At 63.5% G+C, this 25,350-nt stretch carries 26 protein-coding genes and 3 pseudogenes; 13 read left to right on the forward strand and 16 right to left on the reverse strand.

Annotation, left to right across the window (positions count from 1 at the left end):
* Positions 1-4 precede the first annotated feature (4 nt).
* Positions 5-820, reverse strand: coding sequence for a GTP cyclohydrolase FolE2 (gene folE2 / locus AC1ZQA_RS13230; RefSeq protein WP_482677324.1), 816 nt, complete (start codon positions 818-820; stop codon positions 5-7).
* A gap of 46 nt (positions 821-866) precedes the next feature.
* Positions 867-1,475 carry a glutathione peroxidase gene (locus AC1ZQA_RS13235; RefSeq protein ID WP_482677325.1) on the reverse strand — a complete coding sequence of 203 codons (609 nt, stop codon included), beginning with the start codon at positions 1,473-1,475 and terminating at the stop codon, positions 867-869.
* Positions 1,476-1,706: 231 nt separating this feature from the next.
* Here AC1ZQA_RS13235 and AC1ZQA_RS13240 point away from each other — a divergent pair, with 231 nt between their 5' ends.
* Complete coding sequence (locus AC1ZQA_RS13240; RefSeq protein ID WP_482677326.1) at positions 1,707-2,729, forward strand: MerR family transcriptional regulator; 1,023 nt, start codon at positions 1,707-1,709, stop codon at positions 2,727-2,729.
* On the opposite strand, the gene AC1ZQA_RS13245 is transcribed toward AC1ZQA_RS13240, so the two are convergent.
* Positions 2,714-4,126, reverse strand: a complete 1,413-nt coding sequence (locus AC1ZQA_RS13245) for a chloride channel protein (RefSeq protein WP_482677327.1) — start codon at positions 4,124-4,126, stop codon at positions 2,714-2,716. The two genes, AC1ZQA_RS13240 and AC1ZQA_RS13245, sit on opposite strands and share 16 nt — an antisense overlap.
* A 159-nt stretch (positions 4,127-4,285) precedes the next feature.
* Here AC1ZQA_RS13245 and AC1ZQA_RS13250 point away from each other — a divergent pair, with 159 nt between their 5' ends.
* The 5 genes from AC1ZQA_RS13250 to AC1ZQA_RS13270 all read left to right on the forward strand — a co-directional run bounded on the left by AC1ZQA_RS13250 (position 4,286) and on the right by AC1ZQA_RS13270 (position 6,458).
* Positions 4,286-4,765 (forward strand): adenylyltransferase/cytidyltransferase family protein, encoded by a 480-nt coding sequence (locus tag AC1ZQA_RS13250; RefSeq protein ID WP_482677328.1) that lies wholly within the window; start codon positions 4,286-4,288, stop codon positions 4,763-4,765.
* Positions 4,762-5,244, forward strand: coding sequence for an HAD family hydrolase (locus AC1ZQA_RS13255; RefSeq protein ID WP_482677329.1), 483 nt, complete (start codon positions 4,762-4,764; stop codon positions 5,242-5,244). Before AC1ZQA_RS13250 ends, AC1ZQA_RS13255 begins: the two co-directional genes overlap by 4 nt.
* A gap of 100 nt (positions 5,245-5,344) precedes the next feature.
* The gene (locus tag AC1ZQA_RS13260; protein WP_482677330.1) at positions 5,345-5,647 is read left to right on the forward strand and encodes an ElaB/YgaM/YqjD family protein; all 303 of its coding nucleotides are present in this window, start codon (positions 5,345-5,347) and stop codon (positions 5,645-5,647) included.
* A gap of 11 nt (positions 5,648-5,658) precedes the next feature.
* Positions 5,659-6,054 (forward strand): phage holin family protein, encoded by a 396-nt coding sequence (locus tag AC1ZQA_RS13265; protein ID WP_482677331.1) that lies wholly within the window; start codon positions 5,659-5,661, stop codon positions 6,052-6,054.
* Positions 6,055-6,065: 11 nt separating this feature from the next.
* Positions 6,066-6,458 carry a hypothetical protein gene (locus AC1ZQA_RS13270; protein ID WP_482677332.1) on the forward strand — a complete coding sequence of 131 codons (393 nt, stop codon included), beginning with the start codon at positions 6,066-6,068 and terminating at the stop codon, positions 6,456-6,458.
* Here AC1ZQA_RS13270 and AC1ZQA_RS13275 read toward each other — a convergent pair.
* The 7 genes and pseudogenes from AC1ZQA_RS13275 to AC1ZQA_RS13305 all read right to left on the reverse strand — a co-directional run bounded on the left by AC1ZQA_RS13275 (position 6,418) and on the right by AC1ZQA_RS13305 (position 12,847).
* A complete protein-coding gene (locus tag AC1ZQA_RS13275) occupies positions 6,418-7,056 on the reverse strand; it encodes a PAS domain-containing protein (protein ID WP_482677333.1) in 639 nt (212 codons plus the stop codon). The genes AC1ZQA_RS13270 and AC1ZQA_RS13275 overlap by 41 nt on opposite strands.
* A 101-nt stretch (positions 7,057-7,157) precedes the next feature.
* Complete coding sequence (locus tag AC1ZQA_RS13280; protein ID WP_482679334.1) at positions 7,158-7,598, reverse strand: CZB domain-containing protein; 441 nt, start codon at positions 7,596-7,598, stop codon at positions 7,158-7,160.
* Positions 7,599-7,601: 3 nt separating this feature from the next.
* Positions 7,602-8,381 (reverse strand): annotated as a pseudogene (locus tag AC1ZQA_RS13285) (methyl-accepting chemotaxis protein); the annotation flags it as partial.
* A 92-nt stretch (positions 8,382-8,473) separates the two neighbouring features.
* Positions 8,474-9,663, reverse strand: a protein-coding gene (locus tag AC1ZQA_RS13290; protein WP_482676881.1) for an IS3 family transposase whose coding sequence is annotated in 2 segments (ribosomal slippage) — positions 8,474-9,405 and positions 9,405-9,663 — 1,191 coding nt in all. Because the reading frame shifts where the segments join, the coding sequence is not laid out codon by codon here.
* A gap of 60 nt (positions 9,664-9,723) precedes the next feature.
* Complete coding sequence (locus tag AC1ZQA_RS13295; protein WP_482677334.1) at positions 9,724-10,440, reverse strand: DUF6691 family protein; 717 nt, start codon at positions 10,438-10,440, stop codon at positions 9,724-9,726.
* 8 nt (positions 10,441-10,448) lie between these two features.
* Entirely contained in the window at positions 10,449-10,892 is a 444-nt protein-coding gene (locus tag AC1ZQA_RS13300; RefSeq protein WP_055450442.1) for a YeeE/YedE family protein, read from the reverse strand.
* Between the two features lie 26 nt (positions 10,893-10,918).
* The gene (locus AC1ZQA_RS13305; protein WP_482677335.1) at positions 10,919-12,847 is read right to left on the reverse strand and encodes a putative bifunctional diguanylate cyclase/phosphodiesterase; all 1,929 of its coding nucleotides are present in this window, start codon (positions 12,845-12,847) and stop codon (positions 10,919-10,921) included.
* A gap of 221 nt (positions 12,848-13,068) precedes the next feature.
* Here AC1ZQA_RS13305 and AC1ZQA_RS13310 point away from each other — a divergent pair.
* The 6 genes and pseudogenes from AC1ZQA_RS13310 to AC1ZQA_RS13335 all read left to right on the forward strand — a co-directional run.
* Positions 13,069-13,629 (forward strand): annotated as a pseudogene (locus AC1ZQA_RS13310) (IS5 family transposase); the annotation flags it as partial.
* Between the two features lie 80 nt (positions 13,630-13,709).
* On the forward strand, positions 13,710-14,048 hold the full coding sequence (tnpA, locus tag AC1ZQA_RS13315; RefSeq protein ID WP_482676863.1) for an IS66 family insertion sequence element accessory protein TnpA: 339 nt from the start codon (positions 13,710-13,712) through the stop codon (positions 14,046-14,048).
* Positions 14,048-14,395, forward strand: a complete 348-nt coding sequence (tnpB, locus tag AC1ZQA_RS13320; protein ID WP_482676862.1) for an IS66 family insertion sequence element accessory protein TnpB — start codon at positions 14,048-14,050, stop codon at positions 14,393-14,395. The genes tnpA and tnpB overlap by 1 nt, the downstream gene beginning before the upstream one ends.
* 62 nt (positions 14,396-14,457) lie before the next feature.
* Positions 14,458-16,053, forward strand: a complete 1,596-nt coding sequence (gene tnpC / locus AC1ZQA_RS13325) for an IS66 family transposase (protein ID WP_482676861.1) — start codon at positions 14,458-14,460, stop codon at positions 16,051-16,053.
* Entirely contained in the window at positions 16,050-16,598 is a 549-nt protein-coding gene (locus AC1ZQA_RS13330; RefSeq protein WP_482676860.1) for a hypothetical protein, read from the forward strand. The genes tnpC and AC1ZQA_RS13330 overlap by 4 nt, the downstream gene beginning before the upstream one ends.
* 60 nt (positions 16,599-16,658) lie before the next feature.
* A pseudogene (locus AC1ZQA_RS13335) lies at positions 16,659-17,201 on the forward strand (IS5 family transposase); the annotation flags it as partial.
* Positions 17,202-17,636: 435 nt separating this feature from the next.
* Here the strand turns inward: AC1ZQA_RS13335 and AC1ZQA_RS13340 are convergent.
* The 4 genes from AC1ZQA_RS13340 to AC1ZQA_RS13355 all read right to left on the reverse strand — a co-directional run bounded on the left by AC1ZQA_RS13340 (position 17,637) and on the right by AC1ZQA_RS13355 (position 21,073).
* The gene (locus AC1ZQA_RS13340; protein ID WP_482677336.1) at positions 17,637-18,923 is read right to left on the reverse strand and encodes a TRAP transporter large permease; all 1,287 of its coding nucleotides are present in this window, start codon (positions 18,921-18,923) and stop codon (positions 17,637-17,639) included.
* Positions 18,920-19,543 carry a TRAP transporter small permease gene (locus tag AC1ZQA_RS13345; RefSeq protein ID WP_482677337.1) on the reverse strand — a complete coding sequence of 208 codons (624 nt, stop codon included), beginning with the start codon at positions 19,541-19,543 and terminating at the stop codon, positions 18,920-18,922. Before AC1ZQA_RS13345 ends, AC1ZQA_RS13340 begins: the two co-directional genes overlap by 4 nt.
* 101 nt (positions 19,544-19,644) lie before the next feature.
* Positions 19,645-20,661 (reverse strand): TRAP transporter substrate-binding protein, encoded by a 1,017-nt coding sequence (locus AC1ZQA_RS13350; protein ID WP_482677338.1) that lies wholly within the window; start codon positions 20,659-20,661, stop codon positions 19,645-19,647.
* A gap of 217 nt (positions 20,662-20,878) precedes the next feature.
* Positions 20,879-21,073 (reverse strand): DUF3149 domain-containing protein, encoded by a 195-nt coding sequence (locus AC1ZQA_RS13355; RefSeq protein WP_482677339.1) that lies wholly within the window; start codon positions 21,071-21,073, stop codon positions 20,879-20,881.
* 126 nt (positions 21,074-21,199) lie between these two features.
* On the opposite strand from AC1ZQA_RS13355, the gene AC1ZQA_RS13360 reads away from it, so the two are divergent.
* The gene (locus tag AC1ZQA_RS13360; protein ID WP_482677340.1) at positions 21,200-22,006 is read left to right on the forward strand and encodes a 5'-methylthioadenosine/adenosylhomocysteine nucleosidase; all 807 of its coding nucleotides are present in this window, start codon (positions 21,200-21,202) and stop codon (positions 22,004-22,006) included.
* On the opposite strand, the gene AC1ZQA_RS13365 is transcribed toward AC1ZQA_RS13360, so the two are convergent.
* Together AC1ZQA_RS13365 and AC1ZQA_RS13370 are read right to left on the reverse strand one after the other, a co-directional pair.
* Positions 21,972-22,730, reverse strand: coding sequence for a glycerophosphodiester phosphodiesterase family protein (locus AC1ZQA_RS13365; protein WP_482677341.1), 759 nt, complete (start codon positions 22,728-22,730; stop codon positions 21,972-21,974). The genes AC1ZQA_RS13360 and AC1ZQA_RS13365 overlap by 35 nt on opposite strands.
* A 60-nt stretch (positions 22,731-22,790) precedes the next feature.
* A complete protein-coding gene (locus AC1ZQA_RS13370; RefSeq protein ID WP_482677342.1) occupies positions 22,791-25,340 on the reverse strand; it encodes a DNA topoisomerase III in 2,550 nt (849 codons plus the stop codon).
* Between the last annotated feature and the right edge of the window lie 10 nt (positions 25,341-25,350).

Genomic DNA, 25,350 nt, shown 5'->3' on the forward strand with positions numbered 1-25,350 from the left:
CGCTTCAGGTCTTGCGGCCTTCCACCAGGGCATACGCGGAATGGTTGTGAATGGATTCAAAATTTTCCGATTCCACGGTGTACGCGGCCACGCGGTCGTCGCGCTCCAGTGCCACGGCGACGTCGCGCACCAGGTCTTCGACGAACTTGGGATGGTCGTAGGCACGCTCGGTGACGTACTTCTCGTCCGGGCGCTTGAGCAGCCCCCACAGCTCGCACGAGGCGGCGGTTTCCGCAATGCGGATCTGCTCGTCGAGGCCCAGATCGCCGCGCAGCGTGGCGCCGATGGTGACGTGCGAGCGCTGGTTGTGCGCGCCGTAGTTGGAAATTTCCTTCGAGCACGGACACAGGCTGGTGACCGGCACCTGCACGGTCTGCGTCAGCGTCAGCGCCCCGGCCTTCTGCGCGGCGTGCAGCGTGACCTCGTAGTCCATCAGGCTTTCCACCCCGGACACCGGTGCCGTCTTGCGTGCAAAGTAGGTGAACTGCGCGGTGATGGCGCCTTCGCTGGCCTGCAGGCGAACCAGCATGTGCTGCAGCAGCACACCGAGTTGCCGCGCATCGAGCGGCTCCTTGTGCGCCTCGAGCATTTCGATGAAGCGCGACATGTGCGTGCCCTTGACCTCCGGGGGCAGCGCCACGGTCATCTCGAAGGTGCCCACGCTGGGCTGCACGCCCTGCATGGATGCGATGTGCACGGGGTAGCGCACACCGCGCACACCCACTTGTTGAATGGCGATGTTGCGGCGGTCCGGGGTGGCCTGGACATCGGGAAGAGTGACGGCAGCGGCTTGGGCAAACAGTTTTTCCGGGGCGTTCATGGCATACCTTTCAAGGGCGGGTCGAGGGGAGGCGGCAGCAGTTGAATCAGGGTTTTTGCGCAAGCAAGGTCTTGATCTTGGCAACAAAGTCCTTGTTGTCCGGTGAAACCAGACTGGGATAGACCCCCACGACCTTGCCGTCACGGCCGATGAGGTACTTGTAAAAATTCCACTTGGGCTGGTCGCCGGTGGCCAGGATCAGCTGCTCGTAGAGCGCGTTGGGCTTGGGCTCGGTGACATGCGAGGGCGCGAACATCGGGAACTGCACGTTGTACGTGTCCTTGCAGAACGCAGCGATCTTGGCGTTGTTGTCCATTTCCTGGTGGAAGTCGTTGGACGGAAAGCCCAGCACCACCAGGCCCTGCTTGCCATACTCGCGGTACAGCGCTTCCAGCCCCTTGTACTGCGGGGTGAAACCGCAGTAGCTGGCGGTGTTGACCACCAGGACCACCTTGCCGGCGTATTGGCACAGGCTTTCCGGCTTGTCGTCCTGCAGGCGGGGAAAGGTCTTGTTGAGCAGCGACGGACAGGTGGCGGCTGCCGCAGCAGGCGCCGCGGTGTCTGCCGCCTGGGCGAGCGGGGCAACGGAGAACAGTGCGGCCGAGGCCACGACGGCTGCTGCGAAACGGGGGGACAGGGTCAGCTTCATGAACATCTCCAGTGCGTGAGATTGGTTTGTCTAGGACAATGATGCTTCAGAACAGGTTGCACGCAAAACCGTTCCCCGTTTGTCCTAGACAGCAGAAGGGTTATCGGCCAAGCGCAGATCGGCCTAAGATATGTGTACGCTCGGTATCGCTGCATGGATTCAGGTCGGGTGTCATGCCACCGGCTGTCTGTGCAGCCTTCCCTCTCTGCTTTGTCCAGGACATGTTGTTTCTCACCGATGAATGACCGCACCCTCAACATCGCCTTGCAGTTCGGCATTGCCGCCGTGGAGCGGGACACCGGCATTGGCAAGGACACACTGCGCGTCTGGGAGCGGCGCTATGGCTTTCCACAGCCGCAGAGAGATGCGTCGGGAGACCGGCTCTACCCGCTCGATCAGGTCGAGCGCCTGCGCCTGATCAAGCGCCTGCTCGACGGCGGTCGCCGTCCGGCGCAGATCGTGCCACTGTCCATGCAGCAGCTCGACGCGCTGGCGCGCGAAACCCCCCTCAGCCCTGCCGTCATCGAAGCCAACCCACTTGCGGAGGGCGCCCAGCCTCCCACGCCCTCCTCACACAGTGACGAGGTGAACCACTACCTCGCGCTGCTCAAGCGGCATGACGGTGAGCTGCTGCGCCGCAGCCTGCAGCAGGACGTGATGCGCATGGGCATTGGTCGGTTCATCTCCGAGGTGATTGCGCCGCTGACCGTCGGCGTGGGCGAAGCGTGGATGCGCGGCGATCTGGAAGTGTTTGAAGAGCACCTCTATTCGGAGGTGCTGCAGCGCGTGCTGCGCACGGTCATCAGTGCCATTCCCCAGGGCGATGAGGCGCAGTCGCGTCCCAAGGTCCTGCTCACCACGGTGCCGCAGGAACCGCACACATTGGGCCTGCTGATGGTCGAGGCCATGCTGGCGCTGGAGGGTTGCCGCTGCGTGCAGCTTGGCGCGCAGATGCCTCTGGGCGACATCCTCAAGGCGGTGCAGGCGCATGCCGCCGATGTGCTGGTGCTGAGCTTCTCACCCATCCTGCAAACCGCGCAGGTTCTCGATGCCCTGACGGAACTGCGCAGCCGCATGCCGCAAGCCGTGGACATCTGGGTGGGCGGCTCTCATGCGGCGCTGCGCAGGCGGCTGCCCGAGGGCATTCGGGTGACGGGCGCGCTGAGCGATCTGGGCGAGAGCGTGCAAGACTGGCGCCAGCGCCATCAGCAACCGCCTGCCGCAAGCATCGCCCAAACGCAGCCTCAGTCGCGCGACTGAGACGGGCTCTGCTCGTTCAGTTCCGCTGCCGGCGCGGCACTGGTTGCTGCGACCGGATGTCTTCCGGTAATGGCCTCGAGCAGCGAGGTGCGTCCGCCGGCCTGCTCTTTCAGTCCCAGCGCCTCGGCGTACACCGAGCGCTCGTGCAGCAGACTGCCGATCACAGAGGCCACCACGCACGCAGGCATGGCCGCGAGCACCACGTTGTAGTTGCGCGTGATCTCGAACACCATGATGGCCGACATTGCCGGCGCGTGCGTCGTGGCGGCGAGCAGGCTGCCCATGCCCACCAGCACCCACAGCGCTTGCGCGTGCGAGGCGTCGGAAAGCAGCAGAGTGTGCTGCACCATCAGGCCGATCGCGCCGCCGAGCATCAGCGTGGGCGTGAGCACGCCGCCGGGGATTCCCGCGGCGCTGGCCGCGGTGACGGCGATGATGCGCAGCACGAACACCAGCATCAGCGTGGACAGCGCCCAGTGATCGACCAGCATCGACTGCACCACGCTGTAGCCATTGCCCCAGACCTCCGGGCGGATGGTCGACAGCAGCCCGATGAGCAGCCCGGCCAGCCCCATGCGCAGCGGCAGAAAGTCGATCAGCCGCTGGTAGCGCTTGCGCGCCGAGTCGAGCAGCCACAGGAAGGCCGGGCCGAGCAGCCCGGCGAGCAGACCGATGAACACCGCATCGAGCAGATCGGCAAAGCCCACCACCGGAATGGTGTGCGACAGATACAGCGGCCCGGTGGCGAACAGCGCCTGCGTGGTCAGTTCGCCCATCACCGCGGCGACCAGCACCGCGGCGATTTCGCGCAGCGCCAGCCCGCCGAGAATGATTTCGGCAACGAACAGCGTGCCGGCGATCGGCGCGTGGTACGCCCCGGCAAAGCCCGCCGCCGCGCCGCAGGCGACGATGAGTCGGCGATGCGCCGCGTCGGTCTTGCCGATGCGCCCCAGCAGCGACGACACCAGCGCGGCGAACTGAATCATCGTCCCCTCGCGGCCGATGGTGATGCCGCTGCTCACCCCGACCAGCGACGACAGCGTGCGGGTGAGGTTGGGGCCGAGCGGCAGCACGCCGTCGCCCACCCGCACTGCCTCCATGTATTCGGGCCCGCGCGGGCGCTTGATCCAGCGGTGCCCGGCCCACATCACCAGCCCGCCCAGCGTGGCGCCCACCGTGGGGATCATCACCCGAGACCAGGCCGGCAGCCCGGCCGCCGCAGCGACCAGATGCTCCTGCTCGGTGTACAGCCGCATCACGGCGTACATCGCCTGGCGGAAGCCCTCCACCGCAATGGCGCTGATGAACCCCACGACCGCGCCGACCAGAGTCATGGGCACCATCGGATCGAGGTTCTGCCAGAACAGGCGCAGACGGCCTGACAACGCGGAGGACACGGGACAGCTCGCTTTCTCGATTCGACGCAGAGTGACGAATCAATCGAAAAATGAATTTGAATTGATCAAAATCATATCGGCCCCTTGTTGAGGCAGGCGTGAAAAAACGTGAACGCGCGAGGCCATCTGCGCGCGCATCCAAGAGGCTAAGCTCTCGCCATGCATTTCCTCGACAAAATCGTCCCTCCCGACCAGCTCGATGCCCGCGTTGCCGCGCTGCCGCGGCCGGTGGTGTTCACCAACGGCGTATTCGACATCCTGCACCGCGGCCATGTCGTCTATCTCGCGGCGGCGCGTGCGCTCGGCGGCAGTCTGGTGCTCGGGCTGAATTCCGACGCGTCGGTGCGCCTGCTCGGCAAGGGGCCCGAGCGCCCGCTCAACCCGCAGGACGACCGCGCTGCGGTGCTGGCCGCACTGGAAAGCGTCAGCCTGGTCACGCTGTTCGAAGACCGCATGCCGCTGGCGCTGATCGCGCGCGTGCGTCCCGATCTCTACGTCAAGGGCGGCGACTATGACATGGCCGTGCTCGCAGAGACCGCGCTGGTGCAGACCTGGGGCGGTCGCGCGGTGGCGATTCCCTTTGTCGAAGGCCGCTCCACGACCGGCCTGGTGCAACGTATTCGCGGGGGACTGACATGACGTCCAGCCTGCCATCCGGCCTGTCCGTGGCCATTCCAGGTGCCGAGGTGCTGCATCTCAAGCACTTGCTGATCGATTTCAACGGCACCCTTGCCCACGACGGCCAGTTGATCGCTGGCGTTGCCGAGCGACTGGTGGCGCTGCACCGAGTGCTGGAGGTGGAGGTGCTGACCGGCGACACCTATGGCACCGTGGCCCAGGCCCTGTCCGGCTTGCCCGTGCGCCACACCGTGGTGCTGAGTGGCGCGGACAAGACTGCCCGCGCCAGACATCTGCTGGGCACGGGTGTGGCAGCGATCGGCAATGGTCGCAACGACGTGGACATGCTGCGCACAGCCACGCTGGGCGTGGCCGTGATCGGCCCGGAATGCAGCCATGCGCTCACGCTGACTGCGGCGCAACTCGTCGCCCCCGACATTCTTGCCGCGCTCGATTTGTTTTTGCTTCCCCAGCGCCTGATCGCCGGTCTGCGTCCCTGAAGTTTGCCTCCGCCTTGCGCTACATCACCCAGACCTGCGGGATGCGGGCTAACATCAGTTGCAGGTAGTCTGTTCATTTCATTCCACTCAGGAGTCCACCATGACCAAATCCGTCCAAGAGATCAAGTCCGACGTCGCCCTCGTGATCGACCACGCCGAAGATCTTCTCAAGCAGGCTGCGGCCAGCAGTGGCGAGCAAGCTGCCGAGTTGCAGCGCCGCGGCATGAAGCTGCTGCGTCAGGCCGCCGAAAAGGCGCAGGATCTGCAGGACGCCGTGGTCGAGCGCAGCAAGGCCGCCGCGCAGGCCACAGACGACTACGTGCATGACCATCCGTGGAAAGCCATCGGCGTTGCTGCAGCCATCGGTCTGGCCGTTGGCCTGCTGATCAACCGCAGTCGCTGATCCGTTGTCACATGGCCGAGAACGGGCAGCCCACAGACACCGAGGGCGTCGGGGCAGCGTGGCAGCGGCTGCTGAGCCGCGGGAGCAGCCTGCTCCAAAGCCGCCTTGAGCTTGCCGCCCTTGAACTGGGCGAGGAACGCCAGCGCCTGCAAATCCAGTTGCTGCTCGGTCTGCTGGCCGTGTTGTTCGGTCTGCTTGCGTTGGGCAGCCTCACCGCCCTGTTGGTCATCCTGTTCTGGGATCTCGGGCACTGGCAGGTGCTGACTGTGCTGACCTTGCTCTACGCCGGCGTGGTGGCTTATTGCGTCTATCGCCTGCGCGTGGCACAGCGCAACGCGCCCGTTCCCTTTGCAGCCACCCGCGCCGAATTCGCCAAGGACAGCGCAGTGTGGCGCAGCCGCTCCTGAGAACCGATCGAATGTCTCAGCCCCCATCCGATCCGAACCACGCTCTGCCCGCTGCAGTTCGCAAGCAGATTCTCGTGGCGCGCATGGCCGTGGAGCGTGTGGAGTTCGTTCAGGCGGTCGAGCAGTTCAAGCAGCAGGCCCGTCCGGGCCAGATGCTGCGTCTGGCGTTCGCCAGCACCAGGCTCGGCACAACGACCCCGGCTGGTGCCCTGCTGGGCGTCTTGCGTTTCACCCGCAGCCACCCCTATCTCGGGTCGCTGCTGGGCTCCGCAGGTTCTGTCTTGCTGCGACATCGCATGGCGCGCTCGCTGTTCTCGCGCCTGCTGAAAGTCAGCCTGGCAGGCGGGGCCGTTTACGCAGCCATCAAGCTGCTGCGCAAGAATTCCGCGCCCGATCGACGCTGAACTGGTCCGCTGGCGTCGTCTCGCTGCCATGTCGGCATGAAAAAAGCCCAGACTGATCTGGGCTTTTTTCATGCATCTGGTGGGCTACCGAGTCGAGCCAGAAAGTCAACCGCGCGAAGCTGATAGCCCAGGGCCACCATCTTGTGATCGCGCTGCGCTCTGGCAATTGCCAGAGTGAGGTGCTGCGCCAACCCGGCCCGATTGGGCAGGTGGGCCAGGGGTCATGAATCGACTGCTCGCGCAGGGCTTCCCAAATTTGATGCTTTTCGGTGTCATCCCGCTGCACGCTGACGAAGTGCGTGATTTGGCCAGTGGCATCGCGCAATGGGGTGATGGTGATCGAATTCCAGAAGGTCGAACCGCCCTTGCGGTAATTTCTCAGACATCCTCGGAACACCTGTCCTGCCTGGATGGCCTGACGCATCTTTTCGAGTGCGACCGGGTCGGTGAGTGGCCCTTGAAGGATGCGACAGGTCTGTCCAATCACCTCCTGTTCCGCATAGCCAGTCAGCGCAGTGAACGCACGGTTGACCGTGATGATGGTCTGATCGGCATCGGTCAGCACGCAGGACTCCGGGATGGCGTCGAAAGCCTGCATCACCAGTGCGCTGGAAATTTCAGATCGTGTCATCGTCCACTCAAATCCTCGATTTGTTTACTGGCATCGGGGCACGACATGCCTGGTGAGCTGGGGGTATCTCATCCCTCAAGCACGGTTTCAATTTCGCGTATCAATGAGTCGATGGCATCTAGCAGTATCTCCAGTTCTCGGTCGATGTCTTGCATGAGCCCAAGCGCTTTGTGCCGCTGCCCTTCCTGCAGGAGCTTGGCGAAATCACGCACCAACTCATGAAGGCGGGCGTGCGGTTTCTCCAGGGCCTGAAAACTGGCCAGCCGTCCCAGCTGCGTGCTGCGATTGGCCTCATACCAATCCCCGAGGCCGCAGCTATGGTGCGTGGCCAGACTATCAGGCTTGAGCAACGGCGGCTCACGTTCCAGATCTCCTTGCACGCGGAAAACAAAAAGTCGATGACCGCCTTTCGCTGCACGAAGACTGGAAACATGCGAAACCCGCCGCATCTGCATTACATCGGCTGTTGAACGTTCGAGCAGAGCGTGCGAAGCCTCGACGGATTGCATCGACGCATGGCATGCCGATTTGATTCCCCCGGACACGCCACGGATTCCGTCGGCAAGTTCGGTAATGCTTTGGGTCGCGGCTTGAACCCGCCGCGAGAGATTCTTGACTTCGTCGGCGACGACGGCGAATCCGCGCCCCGCTTCGCCGGCCCGCGCTGCTTCGATTGCCGCGTTCAAGGCCAGAAGATTGGTTTGGGATGCGATGGCGCGAATATCCGATGCAATCGTCGAGATTGATTTGACATTGCCCACGAGCGAGTCGACATGCGTCCTGTTATCGACTTCGCTCATTTCCGTGGTGCGTAGACCCTGCTCAACGCCCTCGATGGTGGCATAGATCTGGTCAGCAGTCTGCCCCAGAACCCTGCCCGAACTGTTGACAATATTGATGACATCGCGTGTGGTTGTCTCGGCAAACTGACGTGCTGAAAGATCAATCATCTGGACGAGGAGCAAGTCTTGCGCACTGGGCCAGGCCGTGATGTGCAGCCGGCATGGTCTCGCTCCGATCTGCCTTTCCACCCCAAGGAATTTCGGTGACTGGCGGTTTGCGGTGCCGTCTTGCGACAAGGCTAAATCCTTGGCCGTGCTCGGCAACCAAGTGGGGGCATCGCGCGACAAGTCGATTCCGCCTGCCATCGCAAATTCGTCGGCTGCAGCGTTACTTTCCTGCAAACGCCATCCCTCCTCACCAAATGTCATCAACAGGGCTGGAATCGCCCAGAGCAACAGATGAGAGCGTGCAGCATCGCGCGTTGTGCTCTCGCTTAACGTCGTTGTCATGCCATTTCCTTTTGCGCAGAGTTCAATGGTGAACTGGCTGAGTCATCGACAAGGGCTGACCTTGCCCCTGGAATTCGTATCCCATAGCTGACTCATGCACTGGCTTGCCTTGGTTTGTTGGCGAGCCAGTTTTCTTCGAACCGCATCGGGCTGACATAGGCCAGGGTTGAGTGCAGCCGGGTGCGGTTGTACCAGAGCATCCAGGCGACGGCTTCGTCCATCGCTTGGCGACGTGTCTTGAAGCGCTGCCCATGCAACCGCTCCACCTTGAGCGAACCGAATAACGTCTCGCTGCAAGCGTTGTCCCAGCAGTTGCCTTTGCGGCTCATTGAACTCGTGATCCCATACTCGGCCAGCACGTCGCGGAAGTCCTTGGCAGCGTACTGGCTACCGCGGTCGCTGTGGAAGATGAGCCCGGCTTTCTTGCTCGGATGGCGCTTGAACCAAGCCATGCGCAGGGCGTCGATGACGATGTCGCGCGTCATGTCGGCGCGCAGGCTCCAGCCGATCACCTGGCGGCTGAACAAATCAATGACCACGGCCAGAAACAGCCACCCTTCGTCGGTGGCGATGTAGGTGATGTCACCTGCCCAGACCTTGTCGGGCTCGGCCACGGTGAACTGCCGGTCAAGCAGGTTGGGGGCAATCGGGAAGTCATGATTGCTGTCGGTGGTGACCTTGAAGCGCCGCTTGCCACGGGCGCGGATGCCATGCCGTTGCATGAGCTTCTGGACACGCTCCTTGCCCACGCGGATGCCCCTGGCCAGCAGTTCCTTCCAGGTGCGCGGCCAGCCGTAGCTCCCACGGGTCTCGGCGTGGATGGCCTTGATATGCACCAGCAGCGCATCGTCGCTGAGATGGCGTTGCTGGGCCGTGCTGGCGGCCCGCACGACGTGCGCGTGGTAGCCAGCCACGCTGACCTCCAGCACCCGGCACTGCACCGAGATCGGCCACACGCGCCGGTGGCGCTGGATGAAGGCGTACTTCACGTCGCTGCCTTTGCGAAGTACGCCGTCGCTTTTCCCAGGATGTCGCGCTCCATCTTCACACGCGCCAATTCGGCCCGCAGCCGACTGATCTCCATCTGCTCGGCGCTGACGACCTTGCTGTCAGCCCCCTTGAGCTTGCCGTGCCGCTGGGCTTTGACCCAGTTGAACAGCGTCTGATCCACCACGCCCAGTGTGCGGGCTGCCGCAGCGATGCTCTGGCCGCCCTCGACCAGCCGCACAGCCTCTTGCTTGAACTCGAGCGTGTACCGCGCCCGCCTTGTCGTCTTCGTCATTTCCGTTCTCCTTGCTTGGATTGAATCACTCAGCAAGGGATACGTTTTTCACGGGCAAGGTCAGGCTGGCTCAGGAATGTCGAGTAAGAGATAAGCAACCAGGACGGCGCTGGCTATGTCGCCCTCTCGAACGCCTGGGCGAAAGTGTTGCACCACATAACAGCGCGCCTGGCGCCGCGTTTGTCCTGATTGCATCACCCAGTACCGTTCACCCACAGAAAGCGGCGTATCAATCAGGATCGTCATCTGATGGCCATCTCCCTGCGCTGCAAGTTTGGCACGCAGCGGCGGCTGGATCTCTCGTCCCAATGGCAGAAGTTCCAATGCGTCAGAAAAATGTGTGACGGGGGTACGTTGGTTCGAGATTTGCCGATTCCAGATTTCATAGCCCCCCATGCCGAGAACCATAAACACAAAAAACAGCAAGCGATCGGGCTGTGCAGTACCAATATTGACCAGAGCAGGACCAGGACAGATGCCGCTCAAACCCCAACCCAGGCCGAAAATCACGCTGCCAAAGACAAGACGCTTGGTGATTTGCGACGCTTTCGGTAGATCCATTGGGCAGTGCAACAACATGGATTCCTTGCGCCGCATGGCCAGCCGCATCGGAAGTAGATTGGTGAGGATTGCTCCAATCATCACAAACGCCAAACTGGGGTCCCAATGCCCGGCAATATTCAGAAAGCCGATCACTTTATCCGGATCAACCATGCCAGAGACCAAGAGACCGAGACTGAACAAGAGGCCGCAGACCATGGCAATCAGATTCATCATGGTTTGCCTCACACAAGATGGTGGGAAATGAACACGGTCAACATGGCCGTGCAAAAAAAGCAGGCCACCGCAACGAGCGAACGCTGGGACAACCGGGGAATTCCGCACACGCCATGTCCGCTGGTGCAGCCTGAACCCAGCCGTGTGCCAAAGCCAACAGCCAATCCTCCGACGGTGTAACCAAGCCAGGGCAGAGGTTGAGATGCGCCGGGAATCGGCCCCTCAAGTACAAGCCACCCGACGGTGCCCAACAGGACCCCCAGCAAAAACGACCATCGCCAGGCCTGAGTGGGTATGCCTTCGATCAGATCATGCAAATTGCCACCTGCGATTCCGCTGCAACCCATGACTTTTCCTCCCAACAGCGCCATGATGCCGGCGGCCGCTCCGATCATCACGCCACCAGCCAGCGCGTGCCAGGGTGCAAACAGGGCATAGTCAATATGAAACATGTTTTCTCCTCCCTCTGGGTTCTTTTTCAGGAAATTTCCGGCCGTCCTATCAAGTAACCTTGTCCCCAGTCGATACCGAGGTCGCGCATCAAGTCGCAGGTTGCTTGGTCTTCGATGCCCTCGGCAATGGTGCAAATGCCCAAGCGCCGAGCCATGGCCTGAATGGCCTCGATCATGGTGCGTGCGCGTGACTCCCCCACAGAGCGGCGCACGAGTTCGCCTTCGATTTTGAGGTAGCGCACCGGAAGGTCGAGCAGATACAGAAACGACGAGTAGCCGCTCCCGAAGTCATCCACAGCGAGTTCGAATCCGAAATCGAGCAAGGGCTGTAGCAGTTGCCGCGTTTTTGCGGGATCGCCGAGCAACTGGCGCTCGGTGACTTCAATGATGACTGGCTTGTGCGGGCCATGCAACACGTCAGCGCAATCCGCGCAATTGCGTTCTGCGGCACTGAGCAATCTTTCAATGCAGTCCGGACGTGCCAGAAAATCCGCCGAACAATTGATGAGATGTCTTTGAGGGTGTACACCCTGCTGCGTGCTCGCCAGACAGTGCGCCAGCGCTTGGCGCGATACAGCTTCGTCGATCCGCCATTCCATGCGCAGACGGTGTGCCGCACCGATAAAAGCGCTGGCTGGCATGACGGTGCCCTCAGCTGTAATCAGTCGGGCCAGTGCCTCCTGTGCGACCACAGCGCCAGTGCGCAGGTCAACCAACGGCTGATACGCCACACGCATGCGCTGGGTCTCCAACGCCACCTGGATTTGCGCTCCGAGAGACAGCGTCTCGCTGCCGCGCCCGTCAGCACCTCGCACCTGGTTGCGCCCCAAGCGTTTTGCGTCATAGAGAAATGAATCGAGTCGCGAGATCAGGCGTTCCGGTGTGCAGGACTGACCTGACCATGTCGTGATGCCAAAACTTGCGGTGAATTGGATGCAGCGACCTTCATGCTTGACGCAGATCGACTCGATTGCTCTGCGCAATCGCTCGGCCGTGGCATAAACCTGTTCAATCGTTTGGTGAGGGAGGATGACAAGAAACTCCTCACCTCCCCACCGTCCGATGTGATCCGAGGACCTGACATGTCGACGCAGCACGGAGACGGTTTCGCGCAGGGCTTCATCTCCGGCCATGTGTCCGTAGGAGTCGTTGATGAGCTTGAAGCGGTCAAGATCAAGCAGGATCAGCCCAAACCCGTCGTGGCTGAGTCGCGCACGAGAAAATTCTTGTTCCAGAATTTGCTCAGTCGCATGGCGATTGAGCGTGCCACACAACGGATCGATCGAACTTTGGATTTGGAGGCGGGTGATGAGCTGTGCTTGATGCACAGCAACCTGGCCAAGCTTGGCGAGCGCACGAAAGGGTTGCATCCCGATGCGGGCAAAGTAGCCCCGCTCAACCGCGTAAAACACAACCACACCGTGTTGACCCGTTACATCAAGATCAATCGGAACGGCAAGCACTTCTTCGAAGCCATATTGTTGAGCTGCACGCCTCCATGGTTTGTAAGGGCTGCGTGGAGACATGGGCATATAGATGATGCGATGTTGCGTTAGCGCCTGAAAGATCGGGCAGTGTGCAGTCGTAGGGTCGCGGTTGATACGCAACGCGCGGCCGAAAACCTCCTCTTGTCCTGCCACGCATAGAGGCGCAATGGCCTCATCCTCCGGTTTGCCAATCCACGCCCAAGCCAGCGTAATTTGGTCAGACGCGGTCACGATTTCCTCGATGAGGCTTTGCATGACCGATGCGCAGTCGGCGGGATCGATCAATCCTCCCAGCGCTCCAGCAAGTGCGACGAGTAGCCGTTCGCGCTCATGTGCACCGCTGACGGATCCGGTGGAATGCTCGCAAGGAAGGCTGAGAACGCGCCAGGACGAGGCTTCCTCTGGTTCACCCCGAATGGGCACCAATCGAATGGGCTGTTCACACGGCGGCAGTAGTTGATCCATCATGCCGTCATGTCCTTACGCGCACTGATGAATGGTCGTCCCGCTCCAATCCGTCAGTCGTTTCGTCGTGGCCGCAATTCGCGCTTTGCCACCAGAATTGAGGCGCCGAATATCGGCTCCTCCAGACACGGTCTCCCCTTAGCAGGCCGTTGAAAAATCCCCTGCGGACGCTCGCGTCGGCCACTACGATCTGAAGCCACCCGAGAACGACGCAGACGAAGACGATGAGGGGCAACCAGGATTTCCAGGGAGCGATGTTCAGCTACATCAGCCTTGAAGAGCGCGTGCCGCAGGCCCACCCACTGCGCAAGTTGCGCGCGGTGGTTGATGCGTTGCTGGCAACGATGAACCGCGAGTTCGAATCGGTCTACGCCCGCCGTGGTCGCCCCTCGGTGCCGCCGGAGATGCCGCTCAAGGCCCTGCTGCTGCAGATCCTGTTCTCCATCCGCAGCGAGCGCCTGTTGGTCGAGGCGGTCAACTACAACCTGCTGTACCGCTGGTTCGTGGGCCTGAACATCGAGGACAAGGTCTGGGACCACTCCACCTTCAGCGCCAACCGCGAACGCCTGTTCAACCAGGACCTGGCCCGCGCTTTCTTCGAGCGCGTCAAGCTCAGCGCCCAATGGGGCAAGCTCGCTAGCGACGAACACTTCAGCGTGGACGGCACGCTCATCGAAGCGTGGGCCTCGCACAAGAGCTTCAAGCGCAAGGACGATGACAGCGCCAGCCCGCCCGGGCGCAACCCCGAGGTGGACTTCAAAGGGCAGCAGCGCTGCAACGTAACCGGTAAGCCAGCGGCGTTCTTTCGTTCGTTTCGGATCCCACGAAGAATGTTTCCCATCGCAGGGATGAGGAGACATTCGAGATGGAGAACGACGCGGCAGAGGTGGCCGAGGTCAAGCGGCGGCGGCACCTGGACGAGGCGTGCTGGCGCGACGTGATTGAGCGTTTCCCGGCCTCGGGGCTGACGCTCAAGAGCTTTTGTCGGCAGGAGCGAGTGTGTGTGAGCAGCTATCGGCGCTGGCGTGAGCGGCTGTCGGGCAAGGTGAAGGCTGCGCCCGTGACGGCCAAGACTGGGCGTATGGAGCAGCGTGCCGCGGGGTTCATCGAGTTGGGCGAAGTCGGTACCGGCGGCATGCATGCGCCCATGGAGTTGCGGCTGGACCTGGGCGGCGGCATGAGCCTGCATCTGGTGCGCCGCTGATGTTCTTTCCTGAGGGGCGCATCCGGGTCTTCTTGTATGGGCAGCCTGCCGACATGCGCAAGTCCTACGACGGGCTGTACGCGCTGGCGCGCCAGGGCTTTGAGGTCGACCCGCTGGGCGGGCATCTGTTCGTGTTCGCGAACCGTCGGGCTGACCAGATCAAGGTGCTGTACTTCGATCGCAGCGGCTGGTGCGTGTGGAGCAAACGGCTGGAGGCCGGCCGCTTTGTGCGCGACTGGGGCGGGCAGCGCAGCGCCGAGATCGACTTCACCGCGCTCAAGCTCCTGCTCGAGGGGCTGCAGGTGACGCGGCAGTTCAAGCGGCATCGACACGTGGAGTGGCGATAACGGGTTTTGCAATGTGGCAAAGCCCGATTCCCTTCGGGCTTTGCCATGGGCACAATGCTTTCATGCGTGCAGACCCCGCTCAAGTGCAGACCTATACCGCCCAGATCGTGGCGGGCATGGCGGTTGAGGCTCTCGTGCGGTTGCTGCAATCGCAAGCGCAGACCATCGTTGAGCAGCAGCGGCAACTGGCGTGGTTCAGGCGACAGATCTTCGGCAGCAAGAGCGAACGGCTGCAGAGCGTGGCCGATGCGCAGCAACTTCATCTCGGCCAGATTCTGGGTGATCTGCCGATCCCGCCACAAGCCCCCGAGGCTGGACGCCAAGTGGCCGGGCACACGCGGCGCGCACGCACGACAGATTGTGCTGGCGACCAGGACGCGACGGCGTTCTTCGACGCCGAGCGGGTCGAGGTGCAGGTCATCCACCTGCCGTGCGCCCAGGCGCAGGGGTTGCGTGCCGAGGAGTACGAGGTCATCGGCGAGAAGGTCAGCTACCGCCTGGCGCAGCGCCCGGGCGCCTATGTGGCGCTCAAGTACGTGCGCCCGGTGATCAAGCGGCTCGACACCGCGACCCTGCACTGCGCGCCGGCGCCGGCCAGCGTGTTCGAGGGCAGCCGCGCCGACGTGAGTTTCGTCGCCGGCATGGCGGTGGACAAGTTCCGCTACCACCTGCCGCTGTACCGCCAGCATCAGCGGCTGGCCGATGCCGGCTTCAAGCTCAGCCGGGCCTGGTTGACCCAGCTCATGCAGCAGACTGCGGCGCTGCTCGAGCCCATCGTGGATGCGCAGCTGGCCTCGATCCTGGGCGGGCATGTGATCACGATGGACGAGACCCCGATCAAGGCCGGCCGCGCCGGGCCGGGGAAGATGAAGGGCACGTACTTCTGGCCGGTGTATGGCGAGCACGACGAGGTGTGCTTCCCCCACTTCGCCTCGCGCCGCCATGAGCATGTGAGCCAAGTTCTTGGACAGTTGCCCAGTGGCACGGTGCTGCTGAGCGATGGCTACGCGGCCTATGCCCGCTATGCGAGGCAGACCGGAGTCACCCACGCGCAGTGCTGGGCGCACGCGCGGCGCCTGTTCTTCGAGGCGCAAGACGCCGAGCCGCGGGCGGCCACGCAAGCCTTGCAGCACATCACCGCGCTGTACCGTATCGAGGCCGAGATCCGCGCCGCCGGGTGGGAGGGTGCGGCCAAGCTGGCGCATCGCGCCACCCACAGCCGGGCGCGGGTGCAGGCGTTCTTCGCCTGGGTCGAGCAGCAGTTCGCGCAGCAGGGCCTGCTGCCGAGCAATCCGTTGACCAAAGCGCTGGCCTACGTGCGAGAGCGACGGGCAGCGCTGTCAGTGTTCATCGATGACCCGGCGGTGCCCATCGACACGAACCACATCGAGCGCGCGCTGCGTCCGATCCCGATGGGGCGGCGCAACTGGCTGTTCTGCTGGAGCGAGGTCGGCGCACGCCATGTGGGCATCCTGCAAAGCCTCATCGCCACCTGCGTGCTGCAGGGTATCGACCCGTACACCTATCTGGTCGACGTGTTGCAGCGCGTGGGCCGACATCCCCAGTCCCGGGTGGTCGAACTCACCCCCAGGCTGTGGACGCAGCACTTCGGGCAGGACCCGCTGTGCTCGGACCTGGACAGGGCCGCGCCCCGATGACGCAGCGGATCTCCACGCGCATTGTTGCCCAGGCGATCCTCACCGTCGACCGCATGGATCTGCGCGCGCGCGAGGCGCTCGCCGACGAGATCCATGCGCACCAGCCCACGCTGCTTGCCAGTGTGCTGGTCCTGCCGCGCCTGGGCGCCAGGCTGGAGCAGGTCGAGATTATCCTCAACATCCTCTTCGTGGTGTACCAGGCGATGAAGATCAGCGGACATGCATGGCCGATGGTCTGCGAGGATCTGCAAGATCGCTGCCTCGACCGCCTCGTGGCGAAGATGCTCTTCCTCGACGGCTTGACCACGCTGCAGCAGGCGCAGGCGCTGCAGCAGCAGATCGACTCCCACGCCGAGCCCAACCTGCTGGCGTTCGTCTACAGCCGCCTGCAGGATCACGACCTGCTGGACGTGAAAACCGATGCGATCATGTTCATGCTTCTGGCAGCGGTGAACCTCACCGAGTGCGTCGCAGCAGTATGCCCATCGCACACCACCAAGGCGGTGCAGCGGCGCACTGCCCGACGCGTGAAGACTGCTGCCTGATGCTGCTGCATCTACCCACCCAATAGCTCGAGCGCAATCACGCCGCTGGCTGAACGCTTACGCTGCAACGACACCCACGCCAGCACCACCGACGCCGATGCCCGGCTTTACAAGAAAGCCCCAGGGGACAAGTCCCGTCTGTGCCACATGGGGCACATCCTCATGGAGAACCGCAACGGCCTGATCGTGGATGTCGAGATCACCCATGCCAGCGGCACCGCAGAGCGCGAGGCGGCGCTGGCCATGCTCAAACGCCGGGGCAACAGAAACAAGCGGGCCACGGTCGCAGCCGACAAGGGGTACGACACCAAGGACTTCCTCAAAGGCTGCAGAACGCTCAAGGTCACGCCGCGCGTGGCGGCCAAGGACAAGCACTCGGCGGTGGATGGTCGCATCACCCGGAACGAGGGTTACAAGACCAGCCTCAAAGTGCGCAAGCGCATCGAGGAGGCGTTCGGATGGATCAAGACGGTGGGTGGCCTGGCCAAGACCAAGCTCATCGGCCAGGCCAAGCTCACGGGCCAAGCGCTGCTGTGCTTTGCCACCTACAACCTGGTGCGCCTTGGGGCAATCGGCGGTTGGTGGGACGCGCATCATGCGTGAGCCGTGGGATACGTGCGCCCGAAAGGGGAAAAAAGGCCTGCAAACAGGCCGAAATGGCCCTCGAAATCACCTCGCATGCGGATCCGGGCCACTCGTTTCTTCGAAATCCACGAACTTCGCAAGTTCGGTGAGCACTTTTTCAACGGCCTGCTAAGGCAACGCTGAACAAGTCCCTTGCGCGCTGCGCATCCGCTCTGCGGGCGGTCTGCGGCGCGGCCCTCGCTCGCCATAGCTTCGGCTATTGTCTTGGTGTGCGCCTTGCATCCCATCCCGCACACCGGCGCGCACCATCACAAGGACTTTTTCAGTGTTGCCCTAACCTCCCCCAAGCGGTGGGGGAGGAGTCGACACCGGACGTCTTTGCTCCCTCCCCGCTGGCGGGGTGATGGCATTGGCGGCAGGGTCAGCCCGCGCGCCATGCTCAGTGCACCATGCTCAGTGCACCATGCCCAGCCAGCGCGGAAACGCCAGGCTGATCGCCGGGATGTAGGTCACCATCCCGAGAAACACCAGCATGGTCAGCAGCCAGGGCCAGACCGCGATCGTCAGCTCGGTGATGCCCATCTTGGCGATGCCGCTGGCCACATAGAGGTTCAGCCCGACGGGCGGGTGGCACATGCCCACTTCCATGTTGACCACCATGATGATGCCGAAGTGGATCGGGTCGATGCCCAGGTGCATCGCCACCGGAAACAGGATGGGCGCCAGGATCAGCACGATGCTCGACGGCTCCATCACATTGCCAGCCACCAGAAGCAGCACATTCACGAGCAGCAGGAAGGCGATCGGTCCCAGGCCGGCGCCGAGCAGCCACTGCGCCATGCTCTGCGGGATGTGCTCCGAGGTCATCAAAAACGAAAACAGCACCGCGTTGGTGATGATGTAGAGCAGCATCGCGCTCATGTTGGCCGAGGCCAGCAGCACCCGTGGCACGTCGCGCAGCTTCAAGTCCTTGTAGACGAACACGGCGATGATGAAGGCATAGACCGCGCTCATGGCTGCGGCCTCCGTGGGTGTGAAGATGCCGCTGTAAATGCCGCCCATCACGATGAGGATGAGCATCAGCCCCCAGATGCTCTCACGCAGCGCCCGCCCGCGCTGCGCCCATGTCGCCCGGGGCTGGCGCGGATACTTGCCACGCCAGGCACGCCACCAGGTGGTCACCCCCAGCATGGTGGCCAGCATCAGGCCAGGCACCACGCCGGCCATGAACAGCGCGCCGACCGATGAGTTGGTGGAAATGGAATACAGCACCATCACGATCGACGGCGGAATGAGGATGCCCAGAGCACCTGAGGTGGTGATGACACCGGCACCGAAGCGCGGCGGGAAGCCCGCCTTGATCATGGCCGGCATGAGGATGGAGCCGATGGCCACCACGGTTGCCGGGCTCGACCCCGACACCGCAGCAAACAGCGCGCAGGCCAGCACTCCGGCCAGCCCAAGCCCCCCGGCCCAGTGCCCGATGAGGCTGCTGGCAAACGCAATCATCCGCCGCGCCACTCCGCCGTGGGTGAGAAAGTTGCCGGCCAGAATGAAAAACGGAATCGCCATGATCTCGAAGTTCTCGATCCCCGAGAACAGCTTGAGTGCGACCGCCTGAATCGGCACGTCGGTCATGGTGAACAGGAAGGTGAGCACCGTCAGCCCAAGCGCGATGGAGATGGGCATGCCCGTGAGCATCAGGGCAAGCAGCAGACCGAAAATGATCAAGGCGCTCATCGGGCACTCCTCCCGGCGGCGACAGGGTGAATGTTGTCCACGCCAGCAGGAAGATCCATCGGTTCATCCAGTCCTTCCACCTCCCCCGGATCGTGATGCGGCAGTTCGCCGTCGCGGTTGAAGCGCCAGGCCACCTGCAGGAAGCGGTAGCACATCAGGGACGAGCCCAGCGGAATCGCCAGATACACCCACCACATCGGCAGCTCGAGATCGGGCGAGGTCTGGTCGGTGTGGCTGACGTGCCAGACGAAATTCGCCCCCATGACAGCGACGACCCCGGTGAACAACGCCCCGGCCAGCAGCCCGAACAGGATGACCGGCTTTTGTTTCGCGGGCGACAGGCGGTTGACCAGGACGTCCACGCCAACGTGGATGCCCGTGCGCACACCATACGCAGCGCCGAACTTGGCCATCCAGACGAACATGTAGATGCAGAGTTCCTGCGCCCAGCTGAAGTGGAGCGACAGCAGCCAGTCCTGCAGCACGGGAATGGCGATACCGGCCATGTAGCGGTGTGCAACGGCGACAAAGATGAGCAAGGTCGCCGCCGCCATGAGGAGGGCGATCAGCGTTTCTTCCAACCGGTCGAGCACGCGGTTGAACAGCGAGAGGGCGGACATGGGGCGATCCGATCAGGAAAGATCACATCAAAACGACAAAAGCCCATGTCGATAGGGCCTGTACCCTGGCGACACGAGCTTTGCCGTGGTTCGGGGACGGTTTACAGCTTGGCCGGATCGAAGCCAGTGGCCTTGAACACCTCGTCCATCAGCGCCTTGGGCACGCGCGACTCGGCCTGTTTGTAGACCGGCACCATGGCCTTCTTCCACGCCAGACGCTCTGCAGGCGTGAGCGCGATCACCTCGCACTTGCCCGACTTGCGCACCGCCTCCGTGGCGTCGTCGTTGTCCTTTTTCGCCACCGCGTTGGCAAAGTCGGTGGCTTCGACCATGGCCTGATCGAGGATCTTGCGAATGTCGGCGGGCAGTCCATCCCAGAACTTCTGGTTGACGATGACGGCATAGCCCAGATACCCGTGCTGGGTCTGGGTCATGGCCTTCTGCACTTCATAGAACTTCTGGGTGTAGAAGTTGGACGGCGGGTTCTCGGTGCCGTCCACCACCCCGGTCTGCAGCGCCTGATACACCTCGGAAAACGCCAGCACCTGCGGAATGGCCCCGATGGCGCGCATTTCCATGTCCAGAATCTTGCTCGACTGGATGCGCATCTTCAGTCCCTTGGCGTCCGAGGGGTTGCGCAGCGGCTTGTTGGCGCTCATGTCCTTGAAGCCGTTGTCCCAGTAGGCCAGCCCGAGCACGCCCTTGGATTCGAGCTTCCTGAGCAGGCTTTGCCCGATCGGCCCTTGGGTGATCTTGTGCAGTTCGGCGTAGTTGTCAAAGATGTAGGGCAGGTCGAACAGCTCGAATTCCTTGACACCCAGCGGACCGAACTTGGCCAGCGAGGGGGCGAGCATCTGCACCGAACCGAGCTGCAGCGCCTCCATCTCCTCCTTGTCCTTGTAGAGCTGGCTGTTGGGATAGACCTCCACCTTCACCCGGCCCTTGGTGCGCTCTTCCGCCAGTTTCTTGAAATGCTCTGCGGCCTGCCCCTTCGGGGTATTGGGCGCCACCACATGGCTGAACTTGATGACGATGGGCTGTTGCGCCCGAACCACGGTGCTCAGCCCCAGACCAGCTGCTGCCAATCCCAGACCGATGACTGCTTGACGACGCTGCATGACGATCTCCGTTGATGTGTTATGAAATGGAATGTCTTTTTTTGTAACCGGCGAAAGCATACGTCAACCCTTGGCCCACAGCCCAAGGGTTGACCCGGTACGGAGCGGTTTGAATTGCGCCCCTCCCAACCTTCCCCACGCGGCGGGGGAGGCACGGCTGCCTCCGCTGGCGGGGCGGGCTGGGGTGGAGAGATTGGGGCGCCGTCGCGGGGCGCGCTCAGGCGTGGCCGTTGCTGGCGGGCGGCTTGCTCCCCGCCTTGCGCAGCTCGCGTGCGTGTTCGTCGCTGCTCTGCTGAATTTTCCGGTTGAAAAACCAGATGAAAAACACGCCGATGCCCAGCATGACAATGCTGCCAATCAAGCTGAACAACCCATAATCGGTTCCCAGCAGTCCGTTCCAGGCTGAACCCATGATGTCCTCCTCCTTCATGTTTGCGATGCGAAAGAATAAATCCCAACACTGTTTACCGTTTGACACAAGACAAACACTGCAATTCGCATGCTTGTTCGCGCGCCTGCACCGCGGCGGACTCCCCTCATGAACGCGTCCCGTCTGGGCATCGTCAGCGCCATCGCGCAAGAGCAGCGCGGACTGCTCGACGCGCTGGAACAATCGCGCCGGGTTCGTCATGGCAACCGCGAATACACCGTGGGCACGCTGTGGGGCCGGGACGTGGTGCTGGTGCTGTGCGGCATCGGCAAGGTGGCTGCGGCGGCCACGACCACCAGCCTGATTGTCGAATTCGGCTGCACCGCGCTGCTGTTCACCGGCGTGGCCGGCGGGCTGGGTGAGGGAGTAGCGGTCGGCGACGTGGTGATTGCCGACAGCCTGCTGCAGCACGACCTCGACGCCCGCCCGCTCTACCCGCGCTACCAAGTGCCGGACACCGGAAAGAGCCGCTTCGCCGCCGACGCCGCCAGCACCGATGCGCTGCACACTGCCGCGCAAGCGGTGTTCGGCGCCGGATGCCCGCCGCTGATCGACGCCGCCACCCGCCACGCCTTCGGCCTGCATGCGCCGCGCGTGCAGCGTGGCCTGATTGTCAGTGGCGACCGCTTCATCTCCACCCGCGCCGACAGCGAGGCCCTGCGCCAGTCTCTACCCGACGCACTGGCGGTGGAAATGGAAGGCGCCGCAGTCGCGCAGGTCTGCCACGACTACGCCACGCCCTTTGCCCTGGCCCGCACCATTTCCGACCGCGCCGACGACACCGCCCACATCGACTTCGGCCGTTTCATCCACACCGTGGCCAGCGTCTACAGCCTGGCGCTGGTGCAGGCGCTGTTGCAGCCCGCCCGGACAGACGGGCTCACAGGCCCCGCGGCAACTCCAGGCGGTCGGTGAACAGCCCATCGAGGCCATCGGCCAGCAGGCGCTGCGCCACGTCCCGCTGGTTGACGGTGTAGGCGCGCAGTTTCAGCCCCGCGGCATGCACTGCGGCAAGTGTGTCGGGCGTGACTTGCCGCCAGTCGGTGTGCAGCGCTTGCGCGCGCAGCGCCACGGCCTGCGCCAGCGCCTGCGCGCTGTACGCCTCCACCAGCAAGGCCAGGGGCAAATCGGCATGCTGCGCATCCAGCACGGCACGCGCCGCCAGCAGGGCCGGATGCGAAAACGAGGACAGCAAGGGCGCGGGCACCGATGGATGGGCCGCCGACCATTGCGCCGCACGCCGCGCCACCGCGTCGCCGGTTGCGGCATCCTCACCCGGGTTGGGCTTGATTTCCAGGTTCAGCCAGACACCCCGCCGCGCGGCGAAATCGAGCACGGCGTCGAGACTGGGCGGCGGCTCGCCCTTGAAGCGCGCACTGTGCCAACTGCCGGCGTCCACCAGTTGCAGGTTCTCCCAGCGCCACGGCGCTGCCGGGCCACGGGCATCGGTGGTGCGGTCGAGGGTGTCGTCGTGCAGCAGCCACAGCACCCCATCGGCGCTGCGCTTCACGTCGCATTCAAAGGCGCGGAAACCGGCATGGAAGCCGGTTTCGAACGCTGCCAGGGTGTTTTCCGGCGCCGCATCGCCGCCGCCGCGATGGGCGAACCAGCGCAGGTCAAAGGGAGTCTGGGACGTCATGGGGTGGCACAGGCGAAGATCATCCGGCGCATCTTGCACTGCAAGCATGACGCCACGTTGTCATGCCGCCGCCTTTTTCGCTGCGGCCTTTTTCGCCGGGGCCTTGGCCGCGCGCGGCTCGAACTCGAAACCAATCTTGCCGCCGGCCTGCTTCACCAGAAACGCCTTGAACTTGCGCCTGGTGCGCGCAGAAACAAAACCGTCGAGCAGATCGGTGCGGCCGGTCTCCAGCAGCTTGCGCATCTGCTCCGGCTCGATGGGCTGCTGCAGGATGATCTTGCCGCTGCGGAAATCGCAGCTCGGCGCAGGGCCCACGCTTTTTTCGCAGACATAGCTGCTGCCCGCCTCATACACCGCGCTGCCGCACTTGGGACAGGCGCCAAGCGGCTGCTGCGTGCTGAAGTCCGGCGCCTCGCCGCCGTCGCGGCCCGGGGCACTGTCGCCGAAGTCGAATTCGAGCTTCCACTGGCCCTTGCCGTCTTCCTGCACCAGCTTGAGCTCGGCGGCGAACGGCCGTCCCATCTTGCTGCGAAAGCCGGTGAGCGGACCCAGGTGCTTGTCGCGCAGCAGTTGCTCCACCTCGGCCAGCTCGAAACTGCGTCCGCCCGGGTGTTTGCCGATGGAAAAATCGCACTGGGTGCAGGCGTATCGGTGATAGTTCTCCTTCACCACGCCGCCGCAGTTCGGGCAGGGCGTCTGCAGCGTGGCGTAGTCGCCGGGCACGGTGTCGCGGTCGAACTCCTTGGCGCGGCGCACGATGGTTTCGGTCATGCCGGCAATGTCGCGCATGAAGGCTTCGCGCGAGAGCTGGCCGCGCTCCATCTGCGCCAGCTTGTGCTCCCAGCCGCCGGTGAGTTCGGGCTTGGTCAGCTCTTCCACCTGCAGGCCGCGCAGCAGGGTCATGAGCTGAAAGGCCTTGGCGGTGGGAATGAGTTCGCGGCCTTCGCGCACCATATAGGCCTCGGCCAGCAAGCCTTCGATGGTGGCGGCGCGGGTGGCGGGCGTGCCCAGGCCCTTGCCCGACATGGCCTCGGCCAGTTCCTCGTCTTCCACCAGCTTGCCGGCGTTTTCCATCGCGCCCAGCAGCGTCGCCTCGGTGTAGCGGGCGGGCGGGCGGGTCTTGAGCGCCTTGATCTCCACCGTCTCGGCCTGTACCGCGTCGCCTTCGGCCACCAGCGGCAGATTGGCGTCTGCGCCCTGCTCTTCCTTGCCATAGATTTCCAGCCAGCCGGGCTTGACCAGAATCTTGCCCTCGGTCTTGAACGGGTGCTGCGCCACGGTGCTGATGCGGGTGGTCACCAGATATTCAGCCGCCGGGAAGAACACCGCGAGGAAGCGCCGCGCCACCAGGTCGTAGATCTTGGCCTCGGCCTCGGTCAGCGATCCGGGCGTCTGGGTGGTGGGGATGATGGCAAAGTGATCCGACACCTTGGTGTTGTCGAACACGCGCCTGTTGGGGCGAATGTAGTCGGCCTCCAGCGCGCGGCGGGCGTGCGGCGCCATGCTGCCGCCCGCATCGATCAGCGCCTGCGCGGTCTGCCGCGCCACGGCGAGATAGTCCTCGGGCAGAAAGCGCGAGTCGGTTCGCGGGTAGGTCAGCGCCTTGTGCTTTTCGTACAGCGCCTGCGCCAGCCCGAGCGTGGTCTTGGCGGAAAAGCCGAAACGGCCGTTGGCCTCGCGCTGCAAGGAGGTGAGGTCGAACAACGCGGGCGAGAGCTGGGTGGACGGCTTGGATTCGTCCCGCACCACCGCAGGCTGTCCGCTGCACGCCGCCACGATGGCCTCGGCGCGCGCCCTGTCCCACAGACGGTCGGCGCGGGCATCGGCATCGTCGCCACGTTTGAACTGCGGGTCGAACCACTTGCCGGCATAGTGGCCAGCAGGTGCGCCGAACTGGGCATGCACCTCGAAGTAATCGCGGGCGACGTGCTTGCGGATCTGTTCCTCGCGCGTGACCACGATGGACAGCGTGGGCGTCTGCACCCGGCCCACCGGGGTGAGAAAAAAGCCGCCGTCCTTGGAGTTGAATGCGGTCATCGCCCGCGTGCCGTTGATGCCCACCAGCCAGTCGGCCTCGCTGCGGCTGCGCGCGGCGTCGGCCAGCGGCCGCATGTCGGCCTCGCCGCGCAGACGCTCGAAGCCCTCGCGGATGGCCTGCGGGGTCATCGACTGCAGCCACAGCCGCTGCACCGGCTTGTCCAGCGCCTTCTTGCCCTCGGCGTATTGCAGGATGAGGCGGAAAATCAGTTCGCCCTCGCGCCCCGCGTCGCAGGCGTTCACCACGGCGGTCACGTCCTTGCGCTTGAGCTGCTTCACCACGGCAGCCAGGCGGCTCTTGGTCTTCTCGATGGGGTTCAGGTCGAAATGCGGCGGAATCACCGGCAGATTGGCAAAGCTCCACTTGCCACGCTTGACCTCGAACTCGTCCGGGGCCTTGATCTCCACCAGATGGCCCACCGCCGACGTGACGACGTACTGCGCATTCTCGAAATACTCATCATGCTTTTCGAACTTGCCCGACTGCGGCGTGAGCGCGCGCACGATGTCCTGTGCCACGCTGGGCTTTTCGGCGATGACCAGGGTTTTGGTGGAAGCGTCGCTTTTGCTCATGGATGGATGC

Source organism: Thiomonas sp. DCM-2 (assembly GCF_056820905.1).

Bases quoted from the DNA above. Each gene is read 5' to 3' on its own strand.
- AC1ZQA_RS13330 (WP_482676860.1), top strand. From the start codon at position 16,050: ATGACGCAGCGGATCTCCACGCGCATTGTTGCCCAGGCGATCCTCACC.
- AC1ZQA_RS13365 (WP_482677341.1), bottom strand. From the start codon at position 22,730: ATGACGTCCCAGACTCCCTTTGACCTGCGCTGGTTCGCCCATCGCGGC.
- AC1ZQA_RS13355 (WP_482677339.1), bottom strand. From the start codon at position 21,073: ATGGGTTCAGCCTGGAACGGACTGCTGGGAACCGATTATGGGTTGTTC.
- AC1ZQA_RS13235 (WP_482677325.1), bottom strand. From the start codon at position 1,475: ATGTTCATGAAGCTGACCCTGTCCCCCCGTTTCGCAGCAGCCGTCGTG.
- tnpA (WP_482676863.1), top strand. From the start codon at position 13,710: ATGGAGAACGACGCGGCAGAGGTGGCCGAGGTCAAGCGGCGGCGGCAC.
- tnpB (WP_482676862.1), top strand. From the start codon at position 14,048: ATGTTCTTTCCTGAGGGGCGCATCCGGGTCTTCTTGTATGGGCAGCCT.
- AC1ZQA_RS13340 (WP_482677336.1), bottom strand. From the start codon at position 18,923: ATGAGCGCCTTGATCATTTTCGGTCTGCTGCTTGCCCTGATGCTCACG.
- AC1ZQA_RS13300 (WP_055450442.1), bottom strand. From the start codon at position 10,892: ATGTTTCATATTGACTATGCCCTGTTTGCACCCTGGCACGCGCTGGCT.
- AC1ZQA_RS13345 (WP_482677337.1), bottom strand. From the start codon at position 19,543: ATGTCCGCCCTCTCGCTGTTCAACCGCGTGCTCGACCGGTTGGAAGAA.
- AC1ZQA_RS13240 (WP_482677326.1), top strand. From the start codon at position 1,707: ATGAATGACCGCACCCTCAACATCGCCTTGCAGTTCGGCATTGCCGCC.
- AC1ZQA_RS13255 (WP_482677329.1), top strand. From the start codon at position 4,762: ATGACGTCCAGCCTGCCATCCGGCCTGTCCGTGGCCATTCCAGGTGCC.
- AC1ZQA_RS13370 (WP_482677342.1), bottom strand. From the start codon at position 25,340: ATGAGCAAAAGCGACGCTTCCACCAAAACCCTGGTCATCGCCGAAAAG.
- AC1ZQA_RS13250 (WP_482677328.1), top strand. From the start codon at position 4,286: ATGCATTTCCTCGACAAAATCGTCCCTCCCGACCAGCTCGATGCCCGC.
- tnpC (WP_482676861.1), top strand. From the start codon at position 14,458: ATGCGTGCAGACCCCGCTCAAGTGCAGACCTATACCGCCCAGATCGTG.
- AC1ZQA_RS13265 (WP_482677331.1), top strand. From the start codon at position 5,659: ATGGCCGAGAACGGGCAGCCCACAGACACCGAGGGCGTCGGGGCAGCG.
- AC1ZQA_RS13360 (WP_482677340.1), top strand. From the start codon at position 21,200: ATGAACGCGTCCCGTCTGGGCATCGTCAGCGCCATCGCGCAAGAGCAG.
- AC1ZQA_RS13280 (WP_482679334.1), bottom strand. From the start codon at position 7,598: ATGCAATCCGTCGAGGCTTCGCACGCTCTGCTCGAACGTTCAACAGCC.
- AC1ZQA_RS13305 (WP_482677335.1), bottom strand. From the start codon at position 12,847: ATGATGGATCAACTACTGCCGCCGTGTGAACAGCCCATTCGATTGGTG.
- AC1ZQA_RS13270 (WP_482677332.1), top strand. From the start codon at position 6,066: ATGTCTCAGCCCCCATCCGATCCGAACCACGCTCTGCCCGCTGCAGTT.
- AC1ZQA_RS13275 (WP_482677333.1), bottom strand. From the start codon at position 7,056: ATGCAGGCTTTCGACGCCATCCCGGAGTCCTGCGTGCTGACCGATGCC.
- AC1ZQA_RS13295 (WP_482677334.1), bottom strand. From the start codon at position 10,440: ATGATGAATCTGATTGCCATGGTCTGCGGCCTCTTGTTCAGTCTCGGT.
- folE2 (WP_482677324.1), bottom strand. From the start codon at position 820: ATGAACGCCCCGGAAAAACTGTTTGCCCAAGCCGCTGCCGTCACTCTT.
- AC1ZQA_RS13260 (WP_482677330.1), top strand. From the start codon at position 5,345: ATGACCAAATCCGTCCAAGAGATCAAGTCCGACGTCGCCCTCGTGATC.
- AC1ZQA_RS13350 (WP_482677338.1), bottom strand. From the start codon at position 20,661: ATGCAGCGTCGTCAAGCAGTCATCGGTCTGGGATTGGCAGCAGCTGGT.